The following is a 22,930-nucleotide window of genomic DNA, read 5'->3' on the forward strand; positions in this document are numbered from 1 at the left end:
AAAACTTTAATACTTTATCACAATATTTATATGCATGAATAGGAAAATTCTTATAGAGTTAGCATTAGTTGTTATACTCACAATCATCACGCCTATAATCGCAATTAGAGATGTTGCATTTCACGTTGGCTTTATATATCAAAGGGATTCCATCCCACCATTTTATTTGAACTCTTGGCAAACAGCTGAGTCTTATTTATCTTTTCCAGCGATAATGGATAACTCCTTAATTCCGCTCTTATTACTACTCTACTTCAATGTTATCTCTCCAATGATTTTCTATTGGATCCAGTATCTTCTATTTCCCTTTGCCTTAGCCGTTCCCTCGATGTACTGGGCTTCAAGACATTTCATAAAGAAGATATATAATACGAAGATTAAGGAAGATATAGGAAGTAACTACTATAAACTGATATCAGTATCCCTAACAACAGCGTTCCTTTACGCAATTACTCCTACTGCGTTTTACTTCAGCCATTGGTCTGATTATGCCGGATTTTACGCGTTTATGCCAGCCTTAATAGCTGGTATAGATTACTCTTTGGATAAGAGGAACCCTATACTTCTAGCCTTATTCGAATCCCTGACTACCACGGATCCCAGAGGTTTTGTGTTCACTTTTCTCATAACGTTAACTTTCCTATTTCTTAGGTGGAAAGAGTTTAAGACGCTCTTTCTCTCAATACCCTATTATCTGTTGATTAACATTAGGACTTTTATTTTACTATTTTTCAATTTTAATCAATATAATTCAATAGGGCAAGGAATATCTGAAATACAACTATGGTTAAATTACTATACCTTTCCATTACTTGATTCTTTGAGGGGTTTAGGACTATTCAGACCGCTGGTTCCCTTTTATCTAGGAAATGCCGAATTAGAGTACATTTTATCCTTTGCAATTATTGAGTTCTCTCTCTTGGGCTATATCTTTACGAAGAAAAATAGGTTTAGTAATTACTTCATAGCCCTTTATTTGTTTTTATCCTTCTTCATATCTTCATATTTCGTTTTCTTCAATAAAATAATAACCTTAAATATCTCCTACCCCGTATGGGGATATTTGGCTAATACTTGGGCTTACAAATATCTTTGGCTATTTTTACCGACATACATTAGTGAGATGATATTATGCCCACTTTTCCTCCTTTTTTCATTAGTAGCTTATAATTTCGTCGTTACTAACAATAAGATAGCCCCATTATTGATAGTATTTGTGACTATCAGTCAGTTAACGTTTTCCTCTCCTGCAATAATTACTGGAAATTATTTCGGTTGGTACGATCCAGTTAAGATCCCAGAACCGTTAAACCAGGTTGCTCAATACTTACTGAAACACTCTCAAGGAAATGTATTAGCCTTTAACATAAGTTACCCATTGCCCAATGAATATTCCCCACCTTTCTCATTAATCTTCAACACTACTAAAATAGCCAAAATCTTGAACACACTGGGTGTGGAGTACGTTGTATTACCTGAAAATAATAGTGTTGTTAAGTATTTTGAGAGCCAGGATAATATGAGCCTAGTATTTAATAATACATATTACTTAATATTTAGGAACCAAGATTTCACGTATTATTTAAATTCGCCAATATACCTTATATTCAATTATCCAGAAGGTTTACAAGAAATAATTGATATGAATTTAACCCCAAATGTTTTGCCTCCTTACTTGCTTGTAAACGGGTCATATGTTGGAGGATATATTGGTAATACTACTGCTGATGAATTAGTGTTTTATGCGATAAAAAACAATATCGCCCCTCTTCATTTTCGTTTAGAGCACCTAGATTTCCCTTCAAATTTCACCGATACTATTGATCTAAACGTATATGATATTGGCATAACGAATACTTATGTTAATGCACCCATAATTAGTGTTTCTTCACCATCACTATTGCATAAGGAAATAAAAGAAGGTTATTACTACGTGGTGATCTCTTTCGTCTCCTATCCTGGAAGCGGCGATTTCGTTGTAGGAAATGGGACATATAATCTTTCAATTTCAGCTTCCGGAAAGGTTTCGCTTAACTTCACTTACTTAGGCAAGATGTATTTTAGTAAAAACTTTTACTTGTATTACGTTGGTCATAACATAGCCTATTTCTTGAATATTTGGCTAATCCCTATAACTATTAAAGGAAGCTACGTGACCAAGAATATAACCACAATTCCTTATCCCTATTCCCCTTTTGGTAGAGTTATACCAAACCAAAATGAATTTAACCCTACGACGATAGCTTTGATAACTAACACCTTGTCCTTCTTCCTAGTTATATTCATCTCCTTACTAAATAGGATAAGAGCAAAAAGGTTAACCTAATTTTTAACAACATTTTATACGATCATTTAATTTCCGTTAGAGTAATCAGAGATATGGATAAGTATTTGTTAGCATTGTTAGGAGAAGCAGGAGCTACAGGGCTTGCTAAAGGGTACTCTATAAGATACTCCTTTTTTAAAGAAGCTTATGAGAATGAGAAAAGGCATTGGGAGTATTTTAAAAGATACAGGAGATCCTTGTTAGAAGGTCCAATATATGTTATTTTTTTAGTATTGGGAGTACTCACATCACTTTTAGGAATGAGCGCTGTTAAGAAAATGAATGAAATTGTAGAGAAGGGAGCGATTGACTTTTATGTTAAAAATTTTGATGTTGAAAAAGATGTCGAAATAAAGGAAATATTAAGGGATGAAATGAAACATCTAGAGTACTCTATCTAACTTCCTCACTCCACTAAAGTTCTCTCTGCGGTTCATTGTTTTTCCCCTCTCATTTTAGAGGCAGTCAAGAACCCATCTCAACAATATTAACTTTTAAGAAACTTTTTCCATCCCCGCCCTGCGAGACTTTCATCACCTTGCAATTTGTCGTATATACATATAAGTACGACGCGTAAAGTTTTTTATATAAAAAAGTTAGTGTTACTATTGATGCCTGTTATAACTATAAGAATTGATGAAGAGCTTAAGAGAAAAATGGATGAATTAAGTTATATAAATTGGAGCGAGATAATAAGAAGGAGTATAATCAATGTAATAGAAGAAGAGGAGAAAAAGAAAAAGAAGAAAGACGTAGAAAGGATAAAAAGAGCTTCATTAAAAGCGGAAGAGTTTTCAAGATATCTTGAAGGTGAGAGGTCAGAAGAGACAATCAGAGAATGGAGAGATAAAAATTGGGAATAGTGGACGCTTCAGTAGTTGTCAAATGGTTTGCTAACGAGAAATATAGCGACGATGCAAATAGACTGAAGAAGGCATACGTTGAAGGATTAATAGATTTGTCAGCTCCATGTATACTACCTTTTGAAGTAATAAATGCATTAAAATATACCTATAGTTTAGGTGAACTTGAACTAATTGAAATATCTAAGGTAATTGAAGATTTTCAAATAACATACTATAGTTTATATCACCTTCTCCCTGACCTAATAACATTATCACTCAAATACGGAATAACAATATATGACGCGTCATATGTTGCACTAGGTAAAATACTTAATGAAGAAGTTTATACTGCAGATGAAAAATTATTAAGAAAAGTTAAAGATATGAAATTTGTCAAACATATTACCGATTTTAATTTACCTTAAACTAATTCATTGAAAATAAATTACTAACATAAACCAATTTTACAAAATGAGTAAAGCCTAACTGAAACTGACTTCCTCACTGCAGTAAAGTTCCCTTAGCAGTTCACTGTTTCCCCTCTCATTTTAGGGGAAGTCAAGAACCCATCTCAACAATATTGACTCTTTTTCTATCCCCGCCCTGCGAGACTCTCATCACCTTACAATTTTACTCCCCGGTTTTACAGTAAATTTCCTTCGATTCTTCATATCTTTATACCCTAAAGAAGATAGTTATCTATTATTATTTGAAGAAAATGTTAAAATGATACACGAGCTGTATTATCACTTCAATGGTAGGATAATACCATAATCTTGTCACTGTGTTTTTCCTCTGTTTTCTTTATTTCATACTTTATCATTAACATTACACAACTTTGTATAATGAATTATCAAGATTTAGGTTAAAATTAATTTGAAACGCAGGAAATGCACACAGTCTCACTTCTTGACTAAAATAAATAGCGAGGACTTCATTTTTTCACATATTGTCTCATTTTAAAAAGCTAGGTCTAACATAAAGAGAAAAAGAGTAGTTCACTTAGGGTATGTAAAGGTGTGGAAACAGAGGAAAAATACTGTATTCTCTTTAACTTAGTGTGTCAATTATTCCTATCAATTCGTCCGTATATTCTGTGGTCGACAAAGCTTTTACTCCCATAAATCTAGCAATATCTTGGGTTACCTTCTTTTGCTTTATAGATTCCATAATTGCAGTATCTATTAAGTCAGCTGCCTTTTCCCATCCCATAAATCTTAACATTAATTCACCGCCTCTTATTATTCCAGTCGGATTTGCTACGTTCTTACCAGCATATTTTGGAGCCGTTCCATGTATTGCCTCAAACATTCCTCCTGTATCACCTATATTTGCCCCTCCCAGCATTCCAATGTTTCCTACTAATGCACCAGCTGCATCTGAAATGTAGTCTCCATTAACATTTGGGGCTAAGATTACGTCGTATTCATCTGGCCTTATAATTATCTGCTGGAACATATTATCAGCAATTCTATCGTTTATTATTACTTTTCCCTGGGGTGGGACGCCATTATAGTTCTTGGTCACTTCTTCTTCAGTTACTACGTAATCTCTGAACTCTTTTGTAGCTACTTCATATGACCATTCCCTAAAGGCCCCTTCTGTATACTTCATCACATTTCCTTTATGCATTATAGTGACTTTTTTCCTTTTGTGTTCAATAGCATATTTGATAGCCATTCTAGCTATTCTTTGAGTCTTGTATTTACTTATCACTTTAATTCCTATACCGGTATCGTCTTCCACTTCTACATTTAATTCATTTCTTAAGAATTGCCTTATCTTCTTCGCTTGTTCACTATCATATGGGTACTCTATTCCTCTGTATAAGTCATCAGTATTTTCTCTGAAGATTATCATATCCACTTTATCAGCATTCTTCAATGGACTTTCTATACCAGATATGTACTTCACTGGTCTAATATTTGCGTATAAGTCTAACATAAGCCTAATAGCTACGTTAATTGATTTCCAACCTTTACCAATAGGAGTCTCTAGAGGTCCTTTAAGTACAACTCTGTATTTCTGTATAAGATCTTCTGATTCTTTAGGGAATCTGTTTCCTGTTAATTTCTCTGCTTTTTCTCCAGCTAGAACTTCAACCCATTTTATTTCCCTATCAGAGCCATAAGCCTTACTAACAGCCTTGTTGATTACTTTAATAGTTGATTGAACTATTTCTGGTCCTATTCCATCTCCTTCTACATATAGCACAATAGGTCTTTTAGGGACTATCCATTTACCGTTTTCAAACTTGATTGGTTCTCCATCTTCTGGAATCCTTTGCATAATATCATAAACTTCGAGGCAAAATTAAAATTAAACGATTAACTTATCAACTGTATTCACGTTTTTAATTTCCTTTATCCAATCATATAAGGACATGAATTGCAATGAGTTATATAATTTCTTAAATGTTAAGGAATTTATTGAAATAAAAAAGGAAAAAGATAATGACCTATTTAATCACCCTGTGGTCAAGAAATGGCATGAGTATTTTATGGAATTTTGGAATTCAGATAAAAAGATAGCTATAATTCTACCATGTACTTCTATTAAGCCTTACTCTAGGTCAGCTACTCATAGGCTGGCGTATGCGTTGTTAAGGAAATACGATCTTGAGGACGTCGTGCAGGTCTATTCAGTATCTGAGCCCATGTTGCTAGTCCCCAGGGAGTTAGAGGAGTGCTACCCCTTTAACTCTTACGACTACCCTCCCTCCTTAATGAGCAAAGAGGAAAAAGAAGAGTTTGTAAGATTACTAGTTAATCCTTTAATGAAGATATCCAGGCTACATGAAAAGATAGTGGGGATTTTACCTAAGCATCATTATAACGTGGTAAAAAGGGCTAGCGAGTTATCCGGGGTTAAAATTGAATTATACCCATATGGGAGGTTAGTGTTTAGGACGATAAGCGAAGTACTTAACTCCCTGTTAAAGCCTGAATGAAAAGGGATGGCGAAGTCTTTAAGTCTAAAAATCATTTCTATGTGCAGATGGGAGGGTTCTCTGAGCCTTCCCGACATATAGACCCGAACCAATAGAGGGAACCAACGAAACGCCATTTAGGGCATAGAGGAAGTCAGCAGTGATCTAAAAGCTAATTCTTTTTATAAGAGAAGGTCTACTCGAGATTATTCAAAAAGAGAAAACCTTTTTTACCTTAAACAACATAGGAAAATTAGGGAGTGGCGGGTCAGCTGTCGGGTTACTCTTCATGGGGTCTGCGTGTCAGCCGTTCATCATCCCTCGCCACTCCCAATTCTTCTTCTTCAGAAACTCATTTAAATACTTTTCGTTTTTCGCTTTATTATTGTAAGTAATGCAACTATAATAATATTACAAAGTTGTTGAAATCCTCAGTCTAAAAGGTGAGGCTTTCGTCTCTTTAAACCCATATCTTTTTAAAATTAGACAGGAAAAAGAATTTAATGGCAATAGTCGATATTGGTAGCATCTTAGCCCTCATTCTCTTTCTCGTGCTAGTAGCGACCCTAGTGTATTATTCTAGGAAGATCAAGAGGATCCAGCAACAAGCCGAGCAACAGACCCAGACCATGTTTCAACAGTGGGTCCAACAACACTCTGACCAGCTCAGGAAGCAGATAGAGCAGAATACTCAGGTCAAGTTTCAGGCTGAACTTGAGAAGTGGAAGCTTGAGTACGAGAAACAGATAAGGAAGGACGCCTTGTTGAAGTCGGCGAACACGATCTTAGGGAGGATTGGTGAGGAGTTTGCCCCTTTTCTCATCGCAGACCGTTATAATGTAAATCCGAAAGACTTCAGGCACCTCGGATCTCCTGTGGACTTCATAGCTTTCAAGGGACTGTCTGACGACAAGGAAGTAGAGATAATCTTCTTCGAGGTGAAGACTGGGAACCAGAACCTGAACACAAACGAGAGGAAAGTGAGGGACGCAGTGAACGCGAAGAGGGTGAGGTATGAGGTTATAAACTTCAGTCAAGTCTTGGAGGAAACGAAGAAGAGGTTGAGGGAGGAAGTGGAAAGAGAGGTTGAAGAAAGTTAGTCTTTTTTCCTGACCTCCTCCTGCCCTAAAGGCGGGGGGTTTTGCCAAGGTCTAAAGCATTACTTCCCTTTATTACTCCGTTTGAAGAAACTAAAAAGGAAAGAGGCTTCTTTAGCGTGTTCATGATTTTCCCTATTCCTAATTTCATTATGTTAAAAGCACCATTAACGTCATTGTGAAGCTTATGACCTAAAGGGCAGTTAATAACTCTCCTAGGCTTCCTCTCAATCTTAACGTCGTGAAAAACACAGAAACGCAAAGTGTTATACTCGACACGAGAAATACCTTATATCCCATATACTCATAGAGCTTATACACTATTGTCTCAATCAACTTACGATAAGACCAGATGTTCATAGTGAACTTATTACCCTTATCTTGAGAGATAAAATAAGGATATCCGAGATAGACTGTTAAGACTCCTAACTGCCATAACGTCTTAGCAAGATGAGAGGCTAAAGTCCTATAATAGTGAAAGACCCTACGGTAGAGCTTAGTGAAGACTCTTTCCCTTTCTCTCAACACTTCCTCCCTAGCTTCAGTTTCTTGGGCTCTCTCAGCTTCAGCCTTTAACCCGTCTAGTTCTGCTATCTTATTCTGAAAATAGAAGAAGCCAGCCTTTACGGTAGAACCGTGTAGAAGATAAGGAACAGTCTATTATTTCAACTATTGAGCTAATTCAAGGCCATTCTTCGAATTTCTCTATTAAGTACTTTTTTATTATGAAATGCGCGATTGAGAATGGTGTAACTATAATAATTATAGCAACGCCTAAATAAACGGGATTTGAAATAGTGTATATTGCCCATACTATAAAAACCGCTGCAACTACGATTAGCAGGGGGTCGACTACTTCTAGACTATAATCGAGATCTGGGGAAAAATTGTATATTACCCACGCTGTGATGGCTGCTGCAACTATGATAAGCAGGCCGATGATTAATCTTAAAGCATTATCGATATCTGAGATAATTTGAGCATTTGATGGAATATTAACTGATGAAGAACCACTAAAAATTAAAACATGAAATACGCAATTATTATCGATACGATTACAATGATTATATCCCTTACCTTTTCTATTATTGACGAGCTGTCTTGGAATTTTACCATCATTACATGCCTCATCTTCATTCTGACTTCGATTTCGAGGTCTGAGCATTTAAAGATTTTTAACTCTTTAAATCGTGTCGCCAATACTGTCGTACCACCCTGAGTGACTTCCTCCCTGCTATGGCGAGGATTCTATCAACGTCTGGAGCTCAGCTCAAAAAAGAATCTAAGTCTTGCACAATTCGGTTAACTCCTCCTCTGGTTCTTTTAAACTTTTAGTATACTTTATCAGAGGGTGATCTTTTTCATATTCTGAGTGTAAGAGTACCCACGCGTTTATTAATGCTCTACTTACCCAGTCTTCGAGTCTAGGCTGGAACGGAAAGTGTGTCCTTTCTAGGAATGATAAGAGTGTTTCTATTTCTTCTTGCGTAGCCCTTCTAGCCTTCCAAACTATTTTTCTTTCCCCAACGTATCTTTCGCCTTTTCCCGGTATGATTATCATCCCGTGAATAGCTTTAACCCTATAAGTTGACGTGTCTACACTATCAGCATCGTAGAATAGTTTACGCATGAAAGGGGAACCGGCACCTAAAACGTGTATTTTTCCTTTCCATAGTTTTCTCAAAAGCCTATACATTGCTATTGCTAATTTTTTACCCCCTCCCCCATTTAGTGAAGGTGGTACAATTCCCCCAAAGGCTACTATGTCAGTGTATTGAGAGTAGAAGTCAACTGCCTTCTTAATATTTTCTACGTCATAAGCGTGGACTACTGGTATTACCTTTTTCTCTAATCTAGAGTATAAGTACTCAAAGTGTTTAAAGTTTAGGTCAGATGGTTTCCCACAGGGGGAAGAGGGGATATCGAGGCTCATGTAGTAATTGGCATTTAAAATCTTATACTTTTCCACAACATTGTCTAGATTTACAGATATGCCTTTTACCATTATTTGGTACCCACCAGAGTCAACCCACGTCTCATTACTCCAAGAAACACTATCCCAGTTTAACTGGTTTATCATTAATGGAGTATTGAACTCCCAGACCGGGACTTTCAGGTCTGGCATTCCGAGTATTATCTTCATGACAGGTTATATTGGTAATACCGGCTTTTTAACCAATAGTTTCATAATCCGTGAAACAACCCCTCATCATCCTCAGGTAAGGTTGGTTTCTTCATCTACACTTTTACTTATGTTTTACACTCCCTAATATAATTAATATAACCCTTACCATGAGAAGATTAAGTGTAATAATGCTTATAATTGTTTCAATAATTCTCTCATCAACTTTAGTTAATAATAGTGCTACACTTAACGTTAGGATTAGTAGTCCGTTTCCTGTAGCAGTAATGTTAATTACTAATCAAGGGGTAGATATAGCGAGTGAAAATGAGAGCTTCGTTATTAGTGGCAACGTAACTGTAAGTGTTACTGTTATTTCTCCTTATTCTACTAAAGTTTTTATTAACGGAGTTGAGAGGAACGCGGTCAATTTATCGTTAGGGAATAATACTTCTTATAATTTGTCAATATACGTTATTCCAATATACTCTTATCTGTTAGTCAAAAATATAGGAAAAGGTTATGTTGATGTAGAATTTCCTAATGGAAGTGTAATTAGGATTTCAAACTCAACTATTATCAAAACTTATAATGGTTCTACTCTTCTTCTTCAAGCTGAAGGTAATCTTGTAAAATGGTCTAACGGTGAAACCAGTAATGTCATTTTATATGATGTAAATGGCAACTCTTCTATTATAGCTTATTTCAGCAATTCGTCTTTTGTAAACCCGGAAGTGCCGAAGAGTTATACTTATACAAATTACACTGACATAGCTCTCAGTTTGGTAGCTGTAGGTTTTTTCTTATTATATAAAATATATTCTAAAAAAGAACAAGATACTAATGCCTAATAAGAAATTTTAAATATGTATGTGTTCTAAAAATATTCTAATGAATGAGAGATTAAGTAATTCTAATAGTGGATATTTAAGGAAGGCAGTGGAACAACCCGTGAACTGGTACACTTGGAGTGACGAGGCATTTCAGATTGCTAAGAGAGAAGATAAACCTATCTTAGTCGATGTAGGAGCTTCGTGGTGTCACTGGTGTAATGTAATGGATGAGAATACGTACTCTAATCCAGAAATAGCTAAGATTATAAACGAGAACTTTATTCCTATTAAAGTAGATAGGGATGAGATGCCAGATGTTGATAGAGTACTTCAAAATGCGGTAATGGCTATAACAGGAGAGTCTGGTTGGCCTTTAACAGTTTTCATGACTCCGGATAAGAAGGTATTCTTTGGAGGAACTTATTTCCCTCCAGAGGACATGTATGGGAGGATAGGATTTAGGAAGGTTCTATTAGAAATTATGAGAGTTTGGAGAGAGGAAAGGGAAAAAATTGAGTCTGGTTCTTTAAGTTTATCTGATATACGAGTTGTATACAAGAGTGTTGATAGTTTAGGTCGTAATTTATTGGACGATGCTTTCTCATATATAACTTCATACTATGATATAGAATATGGTGGTTTAGGTTATGGTGCAAAATTTCCTCACACCATGGTTGACTTATTGTTCCTAAATTACTCAGCGGTTAAAGGTGACGATTTAGGGAAAAAGTTAGGTAGCTTCACTCTTAAGAAAATGTATTATGGTGGCATTTTCGATCAAGTAGGAGGGGGATTTCACAGATACACTGTGGATAGAGAGTGGAAGTTGCCTCATTTCGAGAAATTATTAATAGATAATTCGGAGTTAATTTATGATTATTTTAACTATTATATAGCCACATTAGACGTAGAAATTTTAGATGGGCTAAAGAATTCTGTGGATTTTGTAATAAGAGAATTATACATTAAGGATTCTGGATTTGCTAATAGTCTAGATGCTGATAGTGAAGGAATTGAAGGAAAATATTATACTTGGACTGAGAATGAGTTAAGAGAGGCACTTGGCAAAGACTTTGATTTTGCGTTAAAAATATTTGATTTAGATGATACAGTAGATGTAGAAGGTAGGAAGGTACTTTTAAGAAAATATGGGCTGAGGGATCTAGTTAAATTGTTAAAGTTAGGAGAGGAAGAGGTATTAAATAAGGTTAATGAAGTAAGAGGAAAGTTACTACATTATAGAGAGAAAAATAGAAAAATGCCATATAGGGATGATAGCGTTTATACTTATACTAATGCTAAAATAGCTGAAGCTTTGTTATATTCTTCAGTAATACTTGGAAAAGGAATAGATGAGGCTAGGTGGGTTGTAGATAAGATAATGAGTAATAGGGGTATCATTAGTAGGAGGTTAGGCGGAGGTAAAGATGGCTTGTTAGAGGATTACACTTCTTCCTTGTTGTCAATTATATCTGCTTATGAGGTTTTATGTGATCCTAAATATTATGACGCTGCTATTGATTTAGGGAGGAAGGTTATCTCAGAGTTTAAGCCGGAGAACTTCATGGATACTCCTAATGAGTCATCTAGCTCTATGTATCTTAGGGGTTTGCTTAAGCTATCGCTTTTATCTGATGAGTTCAAGGTGGATGAGGAAAGGATTAGGTCAATTACACCAACACTAACTAATGAGAATGCTCAATTCATAGCTGGGATAATAAACTCCGTAAGCTCTTATGTTAATGGTCTAGCTCATGTGGTAGTAGTTGATGAGAAGGATGGCTTAGCTGAAAAGCTTCATAGGGTAGCCTTAACCACGTATTATCCATTTAAGGTTGTGGAGAGAGTTGATGACAGTAGAAAGGATTATGTTAGTTCAGTAATTAGAGCAATGTTGAGATATAATGCCGGAAAGAGTAGGGCTTACGTATGTATAGGTAATACTTGTAGCATGCCAGTATCAGATGAATCGAGTATTAAACAATTGCTTAAAACTAAGCTATGAATTTTTTATATTATGGGAAGGTTAGAAAATAAGAAAACTGTAATTCTTGGTGTTAGTGAAGGTTTAGGTTATGCAATAGCGTATTTTGCTTTGAGAGAAGGATCCTCGGTTTGTATTAATTCCAGAAATGAGAATAAGTTAAAGAAGATGAAGGGTAATTTAGAGAAATATGGTAAGATCGAGTACGTAGTAGGCGACTTATCATCGATGACTAGTTCTAAGAAAGTAATTGATGATTGCGCATCTAAATTAGGTGGAATAGATCATTTGGTCGTTACAGTAGGAGGATATATTGAGGACGATATTGAAAATTTTTCTGGTCTCGAAGAAATGTTAAGAAATCATATAAAGATACCGTTGTACGCGGTTAAGTCATCACTAGAATATCTGAGAGAAGGTTCTAGTGTGATATTAATCTCGTCTCTAAGCGGACTGATGAAATCATCTCCAAAGCAATTATCATATGCAATAGCTAAAGCTGGGCTAACGAAAGCGGTCGAAGTCTTAGCTTCGGAGTTGTTAGGAAAAGGGATAAGGGTTAATGGTATTGCCCCAACATATATTGAAGGAGATTTCGTTCCAGAAAGGGATTGGAAATCTCTTAGGAAATTAGGTGACCCGAAAGCACCACCAGAGGATTTTGCTAGAGTAGTCATATGGTTGTTATCTGATGAGGCAGAATGGGTAGATGGCGTTGTTATACCCGTGGATGGTGGTTCTAGGCTTAGGTGAAATCGATGACTAGCAGAATTGAATATTTATTAAGAAGTACTGAAGAATTATGGAAAAAGTATGTTAGGCATGAGTTCGTCGTCAGAATGAGAGAAGGCAACTTACCGTTAGATATTTTTAGATACTATTTGATTCAAGATTCAAAATATGTGGAGGGAATGTTAAGAGCCTTATTATTGGCATCGAGTAAGGGACCTGTAGAAGATGTAGTTAAGATACTCAATTCAGTTTTTAGTTCAAGGGATAAAGGTATGGAAAATAATAAGAGGTTATATTCATTGCTTAACATAAGTAAAGAGGAAATAGAGAAAACTGGGTATAATTTAATTAATTATGCTTATACTAGACATTTATATTACCATGCCAGCATAGGCTGGGAGGAGTTTCTTGTTGCAGTAACACCTTGTATGTTGGGATATAGTGAGATAGGAGATTATGTGATTGAAAGTAAGAATGAAGTGTTTAAGTTATGGGCTTCCTTTTATGCATCAGAAGATTATAAGAGGAGAGTTTACGCTATTTTAGACTCCTTAGATAAGATAGTTGTAAATGATAGAACTTTAAAGATATTTGAAAGGAGTATAAGATTTGAAATAGGATTTTGGGACTCTTCTCTAGCTAAAGATCAAACGGTGTATTAATTTGTGGATAAGCCAGCTTAGTTATTCATTAGAGTGTCGTTCTGATGAAATAAAATTTAACATTAATGGAAATAAGTATGTCTTAGATTTTCAGCTGAAAGGGGATAACGTATTTAACCTTTCCATATTCTCGTCTGAGGGTGTGAGAGTGTCGTTTGATGGAAATAGGTTATTTGACATGCATAATTTAAGGGTTATTAAGGGAAACGATGCTAGAGGCAAGGTTTTATCTCTCCTTAACGAGATTAAAGAGGACGTAAATAGCATGTTATACAATTTTAGTATTAATTATAATATTCCAACTAAATTGATAGCGGAAATGTTATCTCTTATCTGTAATTTAAATGTAAATCCTTCTAAGTGTCTAGACATTAGTGTTGATAATCTAGTGATAAGACTAACTAACGATTTTTCATCGCAGTCAGCTCAACTAAGCGTGAAGAAGAAGATTGAGATAACGTTAGGAAATAAGCGTGAAGGTTGTATAAAGAGTGTAATAAACTTAGATAGTACTTATGAGTCAGATTATTTTCTTATATCTGAAGATTGTATCGAATTTTTATCTTCAAGTGTAGACGAATTCAAAAGAAAATTATATGGGTTCAGAACGTTCAATGAGAAATACGATGAGTTATTAAAATTTCTAAGGAACAAACTAAGTTAGTTGTTATTAACTGACAAAGAGAACGACAAGCCTCTCCCTTTAGGGCGGGGAGGAGGTAAGCTTTGCCTTTAAGGGGCGAGGTTTATCCTCCCTTTATCAGATTCAATTTTAATGAATTCTAACCCTAATTTTGTTAATAAGTCATGTGCGTTTTTAGTTATTTCAGGGGCTACTAAAATACCCCTTACATTGTTCTTCCCACTCTGTCTAAAATATAAATAGTAACGATAAAGTTGGGATACAGCTTGTAATTGCGCTTTACTTCTCTTAACTTCAACTATAACGTACCTTTCATTTTTATCAATTCCTAGAAGATCTATTTTTCCATAAGGTGTTTTGAATTCTCTTTGAATTGGCTTAAAACCTCTTTCAATGATTTCTGGCTCTCTCATAATTTTTTCCACAATATCAATTTCTCTACCCTTGATGATGAAATCTCCATTCATAACTAGGGAGGATGTTATGTAGTAAATTTTATGGAGATAAACTTCTATTACTTCTCTTGGTCTAGTTCTCTCTGCGATTATCTTTAAAGGATCTTCCATTATCGTGATTTTAGTACCAGGTGGTTGCCAGTTAATGGGTTCTCTTTTAACGCTTTCATGGATCACAATAGTTCCATCAGGTTTTATAATGACTAATCTTGGGGACGATGAAGCTTTTGATTCTGCCCTTCCCCTATAAGCTATTTCACAATCTGCAAAAACTACTATCAGTTCTTTATACACTTTTTGAGATAGAAAAGTGTAGGCTTGATAAACCTCTGGCTCTGGTAATACCGTAAACACAGTATTACTACGTAGTAACTCTTATATATTTTATTGAACTTCTCATCAATGATGGAATTTTATATTGTCATTCTCTACCTTCTTGTCATTTTGGTAAATTTGCTAATAATTTTGCAAATTATTAACGAGGTTAAGATGAGGAGAATAGAAGGCAATTTTTTGGACAGTGTCTCAATAATAGTTCCTATTAAGGGGGAGGATGAGAGGTTAGAGGGCAATATTTTATCCCTTTTATCACAAAATTATCCTTACCCCTACGAGGTTATTTATGTGGTCGATAAAGGAGATGATGTAGAGAAGGTTTTAAGAAAGTATAATGTAAGGGTTGTATATTCAGATTATAATTGTGAAGCATGTAGTGGTAAGATTAAAGCTCAGCTCTCTGGTTTAAAGTACGCTTCATATAATGTAATAGTTTTTGCTGATTCTGATACTTGGTACCCAAAGGATTGGCTGTATAAGTTAGTTAGACCTCTCGATAAATTTACCGCTACTACCACCTTCTCATGGCCCTCCCCCTCTAAGTTGAGTTTAAGTAATTTGCTAAGGGCTGGGTTTTGGACTTTAGGTTTCGAGTCCCAATCGTTAGAAAATTCAAGATTTCTATGGGGAGGCTCGATGGCGTTTAGGAAGAGTTTCTTCAACAAAGACGTTATTGATGAACTTTCAAAGGAGTGGTGTGATGATTGTACTTTAACCAGAATTGTGAAACGTAATAATGGGAAAATTGGTTTTCTCATGAACTGTGTTCCCTTGAACGTTTATGACGAAAAGGATTTGGTTAAGTGGTCTAGTAGGCAGATAATTACTATTTTAGCTTACTCGCCAAGGGGGGCTAAGGCATATTTAGTTGCTGGGACTTTCTTCACGTTTATTTTAGTTTATTCCATAGTGTTTCTAAATCTTGTAACGTTTACTCCTTATATTTTATGGATAGTTAAAAACGTAATAAGAGGAATAGATTATCCAAAAAATGCGATGATAGCGTCGTTGATGACTATACTTGCAATACCATATGCACTATTCTTGTTAATATATAATTGGAATAGGAGGGAAGTTTATTGGAGAGGTAGAAAGTACATAGTTAAACCTTTAAGTTAGAAACTTAATTTATTACTGTATGCTGAAGTTCTACCCCTTATGATTTGATGATTGTAGGCGTGATGCTGAGATGATGAAGCCGAGTACTCATGAGTTAGGGTGATATTAGGACCACTGCTGAGTGAGACCATGAATATAGTTGAAATTTACTTAAACATATATTCATTTAGAGAGGTAATATCTAGGTTCTTAATAGAAGATAAGAAGGATAATTGGATTACGATGAGAGAAAATAACAGCAAGGAGTTGTATTTAGCTGAGGAATTTAATGGTGATTATGGTTTAATAATATATCCTTACAAGGACATAGAAGATGATATTAAGGAAGCGTTTTCTCATTACTTATATTCAGTAAATAAATTAAAAGAAGTGCTATATGCATCAGAGAGATGGAGGGATTCAATTGACATTAAAATAGAGGGAAATAAAATCGTAACGATGCCTAGCTTGGATCTTGATCTGATTACAGGAGTTGACTTGATTAATTCAGTAGTGAGCAATAAGGGTTTCATCTATAAGGTTTTAGACGATTCCTTAGTAATAGAGATTGAAATAAAGAGACCTCTAATCTACACTTCTTTAAATGATTACATTAAATTACTCTACTATGCATTAAAATTATATTATGATGTGAAAAGAACGCAAGAGGATATCTCATTAAAGAAAGCTTTAGATTACGCTAAAAATATATAAAAACTGTTTTTCATCTCTCATATTATGCTATGGATTTTAATGACAACAGGGAAATGCAATTTAGCTTGTGATTATTGTGGCGGATCATTCCCTGAAAAGATCGTGCCATACTCTGTAAACTATGATGTATTAAGCTTAAAGAAGATGATAGAAGAAGATAGAGACTCTACTATAATTTTTTATGGTGGAGAGCCTCTACTAAACCCAAAATTCATAATGAGCGTTCTAGATAATATTAAAGCTAGGAGATATGGTATACAAACAAACGGCACTTTATATAAGCTTTTACCAGATGAATATTGGAAGAGAATTAACGTTGTCCTCCTTTCGATTGATGGAAGAGAGGAAATAACTAATAAGCATAGGGGAAAAGGCATCTATGATGCGGTATTAAGAGCTTCTAAACATCTAAAAAGTCTCGGTGTGGAAACAATCGCCAGAATGGCTGTAACTCAAGATACTGATATTTATGAAGATGTAATGCATCTAATTAATCTCAAATTATTTGACAAAGTTCATTGGCAATTAGACGTAATATGGAGTGAAGAATGGGATTTTAAGAGCTGGGCATATTCCTCATACTTACCTGGCATTAGGAAGTTAGTACAATTTTTCTTGTCAAAACTAGAAGAAGGAGAGATAATTAAGATAATACCTATTCTAGGTGTAATAAGTGCATACTTCTTCGGAGGATATAAAGGATCACCTTGTGGTGCTGGTTATTCTTCAGTGACAGTTACTCCAGATGGTAGAGTTCTTTCTTGCCCTATTGCAGTTAGAGAGAAGTGGGCAGAGTTAGGTAACGTCAAAAATGGCTTCAGAATTATGGAAGATCCTTTGCCTCAAGATTGTAAAAATTGTGAATTCAGAGATTATTGTGGTGGAAGATGTCTGTACGCCCAGAAGGAGAGATATTGGGGTGAAGAAGGGTTTAAAGTAGTTGACGAGGTAAATAAGGAATATCTTAGGATAGTATTATCTATAATTCCCAAAGTTAAAGAATTAATTGCTAAAAGCAGAATAAAATTGAATGATCTGTATTACAACCCAATACTGGACTCAACAGAGGTAATTCCTTAAAAACTAGTATTAGTATATATAATGGATGAGCCTTCAAATTTATGAAGGAGAAAAATTATTAGATATGATTAAAAGTATGTTAAACACTGCTACTTCTTCAATATTACTAGTTACTTATGAAATGGACCAAGAGGCTGCTAAGGAATTGTTATTAAAGGCTGCTAGCGGTGTAAAAACAACGATAATAACTAGTGATAAGAATTGGGCGGGTTGGTTAAGCGTACAAAGAGAAGTTTATAAAAAGGACGAAGAAGCGAAGCTTAATAGTGAATTGAGTAATGCCCAAAGAACGTATAATCGGTTAATATATTTAGGGGTAATTATATCCGTATTAATCGTTATTGCAGATGTTATGATATATTTTATCTTAAATATGCAACACATGGTATTGAATATTTACTACATAGTATTACTCTCCGTAGTCGCAATACTTCTAATAAATTATTACGCGTTTAAGAGGAGAAAGCAAATGATTTCGCAAATTAATATATTAAGGGAAAATCTACAAAATCTAATGCAAGAAGTAAATCAAGTTAGGAATAAGATTAAGGAAAAATTAAATGTTATTCAGATTGATAAAAAAGTTTCATTCTCGATTTTGTCATGTGACGAAAAGGTAATTTTATTCTCAGCCCCCTTTGTAATATCAGATTTAGTTAATTCAATACATGTTGTAATGGAAGTTAGTAAGGACTTTGTACTCTCCAAAATTTTGCCGAAAGATTCACAAAATATATAATTTATAAATCTGACCTACTCCCCACCCTAAGGGGCAAGGCTTTCTTGTAATCTGCTTAACTATTTATTAGTTTTTTATACTGTTCATCTATTCTTTTAACTAATTCTTGATTAGATACACCTCTTATAAATGCCATTATGGATGCACCTCCAGCTCCCACACCTTCTTTGACAAAGCCTTTTTCATAAGATTTAATTCCATCAAAACTCGAGAGCGAAAGATCTATCATACTTGCCATTAATTTTACATCAACTTGTTTGACTAATCCCAACATATCCGCCGATTTATCTTCAATTATCCATCTTGTAGTACCTATAGTAATGTCTTTTAATTTATTCTTATCTAAAGCCTTAATGATTGCTGCTGCAGCTACCATTTGGGTTCCTCCAGCTAACATTATTTTGCCCTTAAACCCTAGAGCGATAGACGCTACTGCTATCAACACAGGATCAGAAACTTTAGCTATTTTGCCCTCTAAGCTGTTAGGTAGATTCTTTAATGCTTCTTCTACTACTCTCCTTTTCAATTCCTTAGGATTTTCTGGAGAAGCTGAACTTACTTTATCCATTGCGTCATAGCCTAAAGCTAATAGAGTTGCCATAGCAGTAGTAGTTCCTGCTGGTATGGATTCTGCTATGAGAATAGTTTTAAAATAATTTGACAGTTCTTCACCTAATGTCATTCCGTTCTCTAGGACTCTTTCTAAACTCTCAACCGATATAGCTCCTTTTCTTATATCTTTTCCAGGTTCTCCTTGTAAATCTATGAAGGGAATTTTAGGTATTATTCTACTTCCAGCATTCACTACTAATTTAACGGGATTTATAAATGATAGTGACGCCCTAGTAATTAGAGCAGGCGTTGGAATTCCAGAAGGACTAACCGGAATGGTCTTTATACTTTTACATTTTCCCAGAATCACGTACTCTGCATCTGCAGCAGGCGTAAAATGAGTTAGTTCTGGCGTAGCTCCGGCTATAGTTAGCCCGGGGACCAGACTGAGATCTGTAGTGCCTATCGTTAAAAGGTACAAAAAATCACTCTTAAACTCATCTGCTATCGCTCCATTGTATTCCTTAATCGATGGTATCATTATGAATATTAAGATAGGCGTTCAAATAAAAGCTTGTGAGTTTCTGGGAATATTATAAGATGGTTGAAGATGGGACTTTGGTTAAGTTAGAAGAGTTTAAGCGTAATCAAGAATTAAAGGAAAGAGTGAAGCAAGGTATATTGGGAATGATAAAGGTACTAAGAGATGAAATTTCTATTGTTATCTCTTATAGCTCGTATGAAGACGCTATTTGGAAGTTAATGAAGATGAACATTATCTCACCCCTATTGGCCCAAGAATTAATGGACATATATTCGCTTGTGGAAAACTTAGATAAGATTGATGATGAGATTTTATATGGGATGTTAGTAAGAATTATGGAGGATATAGAAGAGGCGATAATTAGTATAAATAGATACAAGAAAGAGAAAAGATCTCTTATGAGTTAAATTTCTTGTTATAGTAAGATATCCTTTCAATAACGTTGTTTATTTCATCTTTTGTATTATAGAAATGCGTAGAGATTCTTATACCTTCTCCTCTCGGAGATACCACGATGTTTTCGTTAATTAATGAATTCACTATTTCTCTAGCCTTATTTACTTTTAATATTATTATTCCTGCCCTTCTATCCTTAGGAGTTATTACCTCGAACCCATGTTCTTCAGCTAGTTTAATAGTAATTGCTGAGAGAGTTAATACTGAACTCTCTACTAAATCCATATTTTCGGAAAGAATTTCACAAGATTTTGCTAAAGCTAGCGTTGCTGACATATCAATAGTTCCAATTTCGAATCTTCTAGGACCTTCTTCTAAAATAAATTCATTAGAATTAAACTCTAAGTAGTTCTTTGATGATTTCCAGCCGTAAAATGGTGGATCTTCAATGAGACCTTTTTTAATATATAGAAATCCTGAACCTTGAGGGCTCATTAACCACTTATAACTCCCTGCTACTATGAAATCTACGTCCAATTCCTTAGCGTTAATTCTTACTGCACCTGCACTCTGTATAACGTCAAGTAATACATAAGAACCATTCTCTTTAGCTTCTTTCACTATCTTTTTTACATCAACTTTTAGACCAGTGTTGAAGCTTACGTGGCTTAATGCAACTAATCTAGTATTCTTGTTTATATTTGATAATATATCCTCTTCAAAAGTATTAGGATTAGTTCTGATAATATTTATCTTTACACCTTTTTTAGCTAACTTTAGTAAGGGAAAGACCACAGTTGGGAATTCTAAGTTATCAGTGACTACGTTTTCACCTGGTCTAATATCTAAGCCATGAGCTACGACGTTAACGCCATAACTAGTATTTGGAATAAATGAAACTTCTTCTGGGCTAACATTTATCAATTTGCCTACTTTCTCTCTTAAGTTAAACAAATCATTAACTTCTTCCTCATTGACTGCTATACTTCCTCTATATGAGACTTCATAAAGGTATCTATAAGCTTCAAACAAGACTGGTAAAGGAGTTGGAGATATAGAGGCATGGTTTAGGTAAATATATTTCCTAGTTACTGGGACTAAATCCCTAAATTCTTTAGGATCTTGAAATTTCATTTTTAATCTCCTTTATTACTTCTCCATCCTCTAATATAGTTTCATCTACTTCTTTTCCCAATAATATATCTCTTAAAATCCTTCTAACTATTTTACCGCTTCTCGATTTTGGTAGTCTTTCAACTCTATATACTTTATCTATAACGTATATTGGTCCTAATAACTTCTTGACACTAGATATTATTTCTTTTTCCTCAGCACTTCCTACATAAAATACCACTAATTTCTCACCTTTTATCTCATCTGGAATACCAACTACTGCCGACTCAACAACTCCATTAATGGAGTTTATTACACTTTCCACTTCCCCACTGGTAATTCTATGCCCAGCCACTTTAATCATGTCATCGTTTCTTCCAACAATTTTTATATATCCTTCAGCATCAATTATGGCTAAGTCTCCAGTATCGTGATAGTTAAACCGCTTAAAGTAACTTAAGAATTTCTCGTTATCATTCCAAACTCCTATAAATTGCGTAGGGAATGGGGTCTTAGACACTAAATAGCCTACTTCTTGTCTAACACTTTTGCCAGCTTCATCTAAAGTGTCCATTACTGAACCTGGGAAAGGTAATCCTGCATAACCTACTTTAGGGGATATTCCTTCTAGACTATATGGATAACCTACTACATATCCTAGCTCAGTCTGCCCGTAAACATCTGTTACCTTATCTGAAAAGCTTAACGCATATTTCCATGCTGTCTCATCCATTATCTCTCCCGCAGTAGCTACAAACTCCACTTTAGGTAGTTTTACATTTAATTTCTGTAAATTTCTAAGAAGAGTAGGGGAGGTGAATAATACTTTAGGTTGCAACTCATCAATTATATTAGCTAATCTATTATCTGGAAAATCTGGTGCTCCTTCTAAGAAAGCTAATGTTGAACCATGAGTTAAAGTCCCATACATGATCCTTGAGAAGGTTATCCATCCTACGTCTGTAGTAGTTAAGACTATATCATTAGGTTTCAAAGAGAACATTAAGTCAAAAACCGTATAGTCTCCAACCATCCATGAACCATGAGGCAAAATTATACCTTTAGGTTTACCTGTAGTACCAGAAGTATACATTATTTTTAATGGCTCATTGCTTTCTATCCACTCAAAATTATCGTACTTTCTATCATAATCAAACTCGTCATTCCTTTTTATTATTATGTCAGACAGTTCCGTATACAACTTGATTTCTTTTCCCCTTCTGATAGTCTTATCTGTGGAAATTACCAGCTTCGGTTTAAGGTCATTTAATCTATTATTAATAGCTTGAATTCCTAATCCAGCAAATATTAATGAATATATTACTCCTAGTCTTGCTGAAGCCAATATTGTTGCTATAGTCTCTATCATATTTGGCATATAAATTGCGATCCTATCACCTTTCTTTAAACCTTTATCGAGTAGTAATCCGGCTATTCTTGAACTTAAATCGTTTAGCTCATTAAAGGTTAAATCTCTTCTTTTGCCGTTCTCGTGGTAGAATATTATCGCCTTACCGCTATGAGATAATGAATTATAAGATATATTTGTTAGACCATTTACGAACCACTTAGCTATCGGTAATTTTTCGTTTCTTTGAATTGCTCTTTCCCACTTCTTCTCGAAGTATAATCTGTTAGCATAGCTCTCCCAATATTTGTCTGGCTTCTGTAAGGCATAGTTATAAAGTGTTACATAGTCCATATAGTCTTCTTCATAGTCAAACTAATTT

At 34.9% G+C, this 22,930-nt stretch carries 24 protein-coding genes; 16 read left to right on the forward strand and 8 right to left on the reverse strand.

The genetic code is table 11. The features are described from left to right. The first annotated feature begins 34 nt into the window (after nucleotides 1-34). The 4 genes from BFU36_RS09615 to BFU36_RS09630 all read left to right on the forward strand — a co-directional run bounded on the left by BFU36_RS09615 (nucleotide 35) and on the right by BFU36_RS09630 (nucleotide 3,596). Nucleotides 35-2,326, forward strand: a complete 2,292-nt coding sequence (locus tag BFU36_RS09615) for a hypothetical protein (RefSeq protein ID WP_069283773.1) — start codon at nucleotides 35-37, stop codon at nucleotides 2,324-2,326. 53 nt (nucleotides 2,327-2,379) lie between these two features. After that, nucleotides 2,380-2,727: a hypothetical protein gene (locus BFU36_RS09620; protein ID WP_069283775.1), complete on the forward strand. Its 348-nt coding sequence runs from the start codon at nucleotides 2,380-2,382 to the stop codon at nucleotides 2,725-2,727. 210 nt (nucleotides 2,728-2,937) lie between these two features. Next, entirely contained in the window at nucleotides 2,938-3,189 is a 252-nt protein-coding gene (locus BFU36_RS09625; protein WP_069283777.1) for a hypothetical protein, read from the forward strand. Continuing rightward, on the forward strand, nucleotides 3,180-3,596 hold the full coding sequence (locus BFU36_RS09630) for a type II toxin-antitoxin system VapC family toxin (RefSeq protein WP_069283779.1): 417 nt from the start codon (nucleotides 3,180-3,182) through the stop codon (nucleotides 3,594-3,596). The genes BFU36_RS09625 and BFU36_RS09630 overlap by 10 nt, the downstream gene beginning before the upstream one ends. Before the next feature lie 625 nt (nucleotides 3,597-4,221). Here the strand turns inward: BFU36_RS09630 and BFU36_RS09635 are convergent. Then, nucleotides 4,222-5,460 carry an NADP-dependent isocitrate dehydrogenase gene (locus BFU36_RS09635; RefSeq protein ID WP_069283781.1) on the reverse strand — a complete coding sequence of 413 codons (1,239 nt, stop codon included), beginning with the start codon at nucleotides 5,458-5,460 and terminating at the stop codon, nucleotides 4,222-4,224. Nucleotides 5,461-5,554: 94 nt separating this feature from the next. Between BFU36_RS09635 and BFU36_RS09640 the strand changes: the two genes are divergently transcribed. Next, complete coding sequence (locus BFU36_RS09640; protein WP_069283783.1) at nucleotides 5,555-6,121, forward strand: DUF5591 domain-containing protein; 567 nt, start codon at nucleotides 5,555-5,557, stop codon at nucleotides 6,119-6,121. Between the two features lie 482 nt (nucleotides 6,122-6,603). Continuing rightward, a complete protein-coding gene (locus BFU36_RS09645; protein WP_069283785.1) occupies nucleotides 6,604-7,200 on the forward strand; it encodes a Holliday junction resolvase-like protein in 597 nt (198 codons plus the stop codon). 189 nt (nucleotides 7,201-7,389) lie between these two features. On the opposite strand, the gene BFU36_RS09650 is transcribed toward BFU36_RS09645, so the two are convergent. The 3 genes from BFU36_RS09650 to BFU36_RS09660 all read right to left on the reverse strand — a co-directional run bounded on the left by BFU36_RS09650 (nucleotide 7,390) and on the right by BFU36_RS09660 (nucleotide 9,340). Next, nucleotides 7,390-7,791 (reverse strand): transposase, encoded by a 402-nt coding sequence (locus tag BFU36_RS09650; protein ID WP_231961301.1) that lies wholly within the window; start codon nucleotides 7,789-7,791, stop codon nucleotides 7,390-7,392. A gap of 88 nt (nucleotides 7,792-7,879) precedes the next feature. After that, complete coding sequence (locus tag BFU36_RS09655) at nucleotides 7,880-8,362, reverse strand: hypothetical protein (protein WP_069283787.1); 483 nt, start codon at nucleotides 8,360-8,362, stop codon at nucleotides 7,880-7,882. A 117-nt stretch (nucleotides 8,363-8,479) separates the two neighbouring features. Continuing rightward, nucleotides 8,480-9,340 (reverse strand): hypothetical protein, encoded by an 861-nt coding sequence (locus tag BFU36_RS09660; RefSeq protein ID WP_069283789.1) that lies wholly within the window; start codon nucleotides 9,338-9,340, stop codon nucleotides 8,480-8,482. 170 nt (nucleotides 9,341-9,510) lie between these two features. On the opposite strand from BFU36_RS09660, the gene BFU36_RS09665 reads away from it, so the two are divergent. The 5 genes from BFU36_RS09665 to BFU36_RS09685 are packed head-to-tail and all read left to right on the forward strand — an operon-like array spanning nucleotide 9,511 to nucleotide 14,194. Then, entirely contained in the window at nucleotides 9,511-10,170 is a 660-nt protein-coding gene (locus tag BFU36_RS09665; RefSeq protein ID WP_143576934.1) for a hypothetical protein, read from the forward strand. 40 nt (nucleotides 10,171-10,210) lie between these two features. Beyond that, a complete protein-coding gene (locus BFU36_RS09670; RefSeq protein ID WP_069283793.1) occupies nucleotides 10,211-12,157 on the forward strand; it encodes a thioredoxin domain-containing protein in 1,947 nt (648 codons plus the stop codon). 12 nt (nucleotides 12,158-12,169) lie between these two features. After that, nucleotides 12,170-12,889 (forward strand): SDR family NAD(P)-dependent oxidoreductase, encoded by a 720-nt coding sequence (locus BFU36_RS09675; protein WP_069283795.1) that lies wholly within the window; start codon nucleotides 12,170-12,172, stop codon nucleotides 12,887-12,889. Nucleotides 12,890-12,894: 5 nt separating this feature from the next. Continuing rightward, entirely contained in the window at nucleotides 12,895-13,530 is a 636-nt protein-coding gene (locus BFU36_RS09680) for a TenA family transcriptional regulator (protein WP_069283797.1), read from the forward strand. Between the two features lies 1 nt (nucleotide 13,531). Then, a complete protein-coding gene (locus BFU36_RS09685) occupies nucleotides 13,532-14,194 on the forward strand; it encodes a hypothetical protein (RefSeq protein ID WP_069283799.1) in 663 nt (220 codons plus the stop codon). Between the two features lie 68 nt (nucleotides 14,195-14,262). Here the strand turns inward: BFU36_RS09685 and nucS are convergent, their stop codons facing one another. Beyond that, entirely contained in the window at nucleotides 14,263-14,982 is a 720-nt protein-coding gene (gene nucS / locus BFU36_RS09690; protein ID WP_069283801.1) for an endonuclease NucS, read from the reverse strand. Nucleotides 14,983-15,033: 51 nt separating this feature from the next. On the opposite strand from nucS, the gene BFU36_RS09695 reads away from it, so the two are divergent. The 4 genes from BFU36_RS09695 (at nucleotide 15,034) to BFU36_RS09710 (ending at nucleotide 18,595) form a co-directional block, all read left to right on the forward strand. Continuing rightward, on the forward strand, nucleotides 15,034-16,083 hold the full coding sequence (locus BFU36_RS09695; RefSeq protein WP_069284708.1) for a glycosyltransferase family 2 protein: 1,050 nt from the start codon (nucleotides 15,034-15,036) through the stop codon (nucleotides 16,081-16,083). Nucleotides 16,084-16,212: 129 nt separating this feature from the next. Continuing rightward, complete coding sequence (locus BFU36_RS09700) at nucleotides 16,213-16,776, forward strand: hypothetical protein (RefSeq protein WP_069283802.1); 564 nt, start codon at nucleotides 16,213-16,215, stop codon at nucleotides 16,774-16,776. 24 nt (nucleotides 16,777-16,800) lie between these two features. Continuing rightward, nucleotides 16,801-17,856, forward strand: a complete 1,056-nt coding sequence (locus BFU36_RS09705) for a radical SAM/SPASM domain-containing protein (protein WP_069283804.1) — start codon at nucleotides 16,801-16,803, stop codon at nucleotides 17,854-17,856. A 25-nt stretch (nucleotides 17,857-17,881) separates the two neighbouring features. Beyond that, nucleotides 17,882-18,595, forward strand: a complete 714-nt coding sequence (locus BFU36_RS09710; protein WP_069283806.1) for a hypothetical protein — start codon at nucleotides 17,882-17,884, stop codon at nucleotides 18,593-18,595. Between the two features lie 55 nt (nucleotides 18,596-18,650). On the opposite strand, the gene cobT is transcribed toward BFU36_RS09710, so the two are convergent. After that, nucleotides 18,651-19,688, reverse strand: coding sequence for a nicotinate mononucleotide-dependent phosphoribosyltransferase CobT (cobT, locus tag BFU36_RS09715; protein WP_069283808.1), 1,038 nt, complete (start codon nucleotides 19,686-19,688; stop codon nucleotides 18,651-18,653). 35 nt (nucleotides 19,689-19,723) lie between these two features. On the opposite strand from cobT, the gene BFU36_RS09720 reads away from it, so the two are divergent. Beyond that, complete coding sequence (locus tag BFU36_RS09720) at nucleotides 19,724-20,098, forward strand: hypothetical protein (protein ID WP_231961120.1); 375 nt, start codon at nucleotides 19,724-19,726, stop codon at nucleotides 20,096-20,098. On the opposite strand, the gene BFU36_RS09725 is transcribed toward BFU36_RS09720, so the two are convergent. Both BFU36_RS09725 and BFU36_RS09730 read right to left on the reverse strand, forming a co-directional pair. Continuing rightward, nucleotides 20,088-21,221 carry an aminotransferase class V-fold PLP-dependent enzyme gene (locus tag BFU36_RS09725; protein ID WP_069283811.1) on the reverse strand — a complete coding sequence of 378 codons (1,134 nt, stop codon included), beginning with the start codon at nucleotides 21,219-21,221 and terminating at the stop codon, nucleotides 20,088-20,090. The two genes, BFU36_RS09720 and BFU36_RS09725, sit on opposite strands and share 11 nt — an antisense overlap. Then, nucleotides 21,202-22,902, reverse strand: a complete 1,701-nt coding sequence (locus tag BFU36_RS09730; RefSeq protein WP_069283813.1) for an AMP-binding protein — start codon at nucleotides 22,900-22,902, stop codon at nucleotides 21,202-21,204. Before BFU36_RS09730 ends, BFU36_RS09725 begins: the two co-directional genes overlap by 20 nt. Nucleotides 22,903-22,930 lie beyond the last annotated feature (28 nt).

Origin of the sequence: Sulfolobus sp. A20 (genome assembly GCF_001719125.1) — an archaeon.
Taxonomy (GTDB): domain Archaea; phylum Thermoproteota; class Thermoprotei_A; order Sulfolobales; family Sulfolobaceae; genus Saccharolobus.

Bases quoted from the DNA above. Each gene is read 5' to 3' on its own strand.
- BFU36_RS09695 (WP_069284708.1), top strand. From the start codon at position 15,034: ATGGAATTTTATATTGTCATTCTCTACCTTCTTGTCATTTTGGTAAAT.
- BFU36_RS09680 (WP_069283797.1), top strand. From the start codon at position 12,895: ATGACTAGCAGAATTGAATATTTATTAAGAAGTACTGAAGAATTATGG.
- BFU36_RS09710 (WP_069283806.1), top strand. From the start codon at position 17,882: ATGAGCCTTCAAATTTATGAAGGAGAAAAATTATTAGATATGATTAAA.
- cobT (WP_069283808.1), bottom strand. From the start codon at position 19,688: ATGATACCATCGATTAAGGAATACAATGGAGCGATAGCAGATGAGTTT.
- BFU36_RS09670 (WP_069283793.1), top strand. From the start codon at position 10,211: ATGAATGAGAGATTAAGTAATTCTAATAGTGGATATTTAAGGAAGGCA.
- BFU36_RS09730 (WP_069283813.1), bottom strand. From the start codon at position 22,902: ATGGACTATGTAACACTTTATAACTATGCCTTACAGAAGCCAGACAAA.
- BFU36_RS09660 (WP_069283789.1), bottom strand. From the start codon at position 9,340: ATGAAGATAATACTCGGAATGCCAGACCTGAAAGTCCCGGTCTGGGAG.
- BFU36_RS09725 (WP_069283811.1), bottom strand. From the start codon at position 21,221: ATGAAATTTCAAGATCCTAAAGAATTTAGGGATTTAGTCCCAGTAACT.
- BFU36_RS09615 (WP_069283773.1), top strand. From the start codon at position 35: ATGAATAGGAAAATTCTTATAGAGTTAGCATTAGTTGTTATACTCACA.
- BFU36_RS09625 (WP_069283777.1), top strand. From the start codon at position 2,938: ATGCCTGTTATAACTATAAGAATTGATGAAGAGCTTAAGAGAAAAATG.
- BFU36_RS09675 (WP_069283795.1), top strand. From the start codon at position 12,170: ATGGGAAGGTTAGAAAATAAGAAAACTGTAATTCTTGGTGTTAGTGAA.
- BFU36_RS09700 (WP_069283802.1), top strand. From the start codon at position 16,213: ATGAATATAGTTGAAATTTACTTAAACATATATTCATTTAGAGAGGTA.
- BFU36_RS09640 (WP_069283783.1), top strand. From the start codon at position 5,555: ATGAATTGCAATGAGTTATATAATTTCTTAAATGTTAAGGAATTTATT.
- BFU36_RS09705 (WP_069283804.1), top strand. From the start codon at position 16,801: ATGCTATGGATTTTAATGACAACAGGGAAATGCAATTTAGCTTGTGAT.
- BFU36_RS09645 (WP_069283785.1), top strand. From the start codon at position 6,604: ATGGCAATAGTCGATATTGGTAGCATCTTAGCCCTCATTCTCTTTCTC.
- BFU36_RS09655 (WP_069283787.1), bottom strand. From the start codon at position 8,362: ATGCTCAGACCTCGAAATCGAAGTCAGAATGAAGATGAGGCATGTAAT.
- BFU36_RS09665 (WP_143576934.1), top strand. From the start codon at position 9,511: ATGCTTATAATTGTTTCAATAATTCTCTCATCAACTTTAGTTAATAAT.
- BFU36_RS09620 (WP_069283775.1), top strand. From the start codon at position 2,380: ATGGATAAGTATTTGTTAGCATTGTTAGGAGAAGCAGGAGCTACAGGG.
- BFU36_RS09635 (WP_069283781.1), bottom strand. From the start codon at position 5,460: ATGCAAAGGATTCCAGAAGATGGAGAACCAATCAAGTTTGAAAACGGT.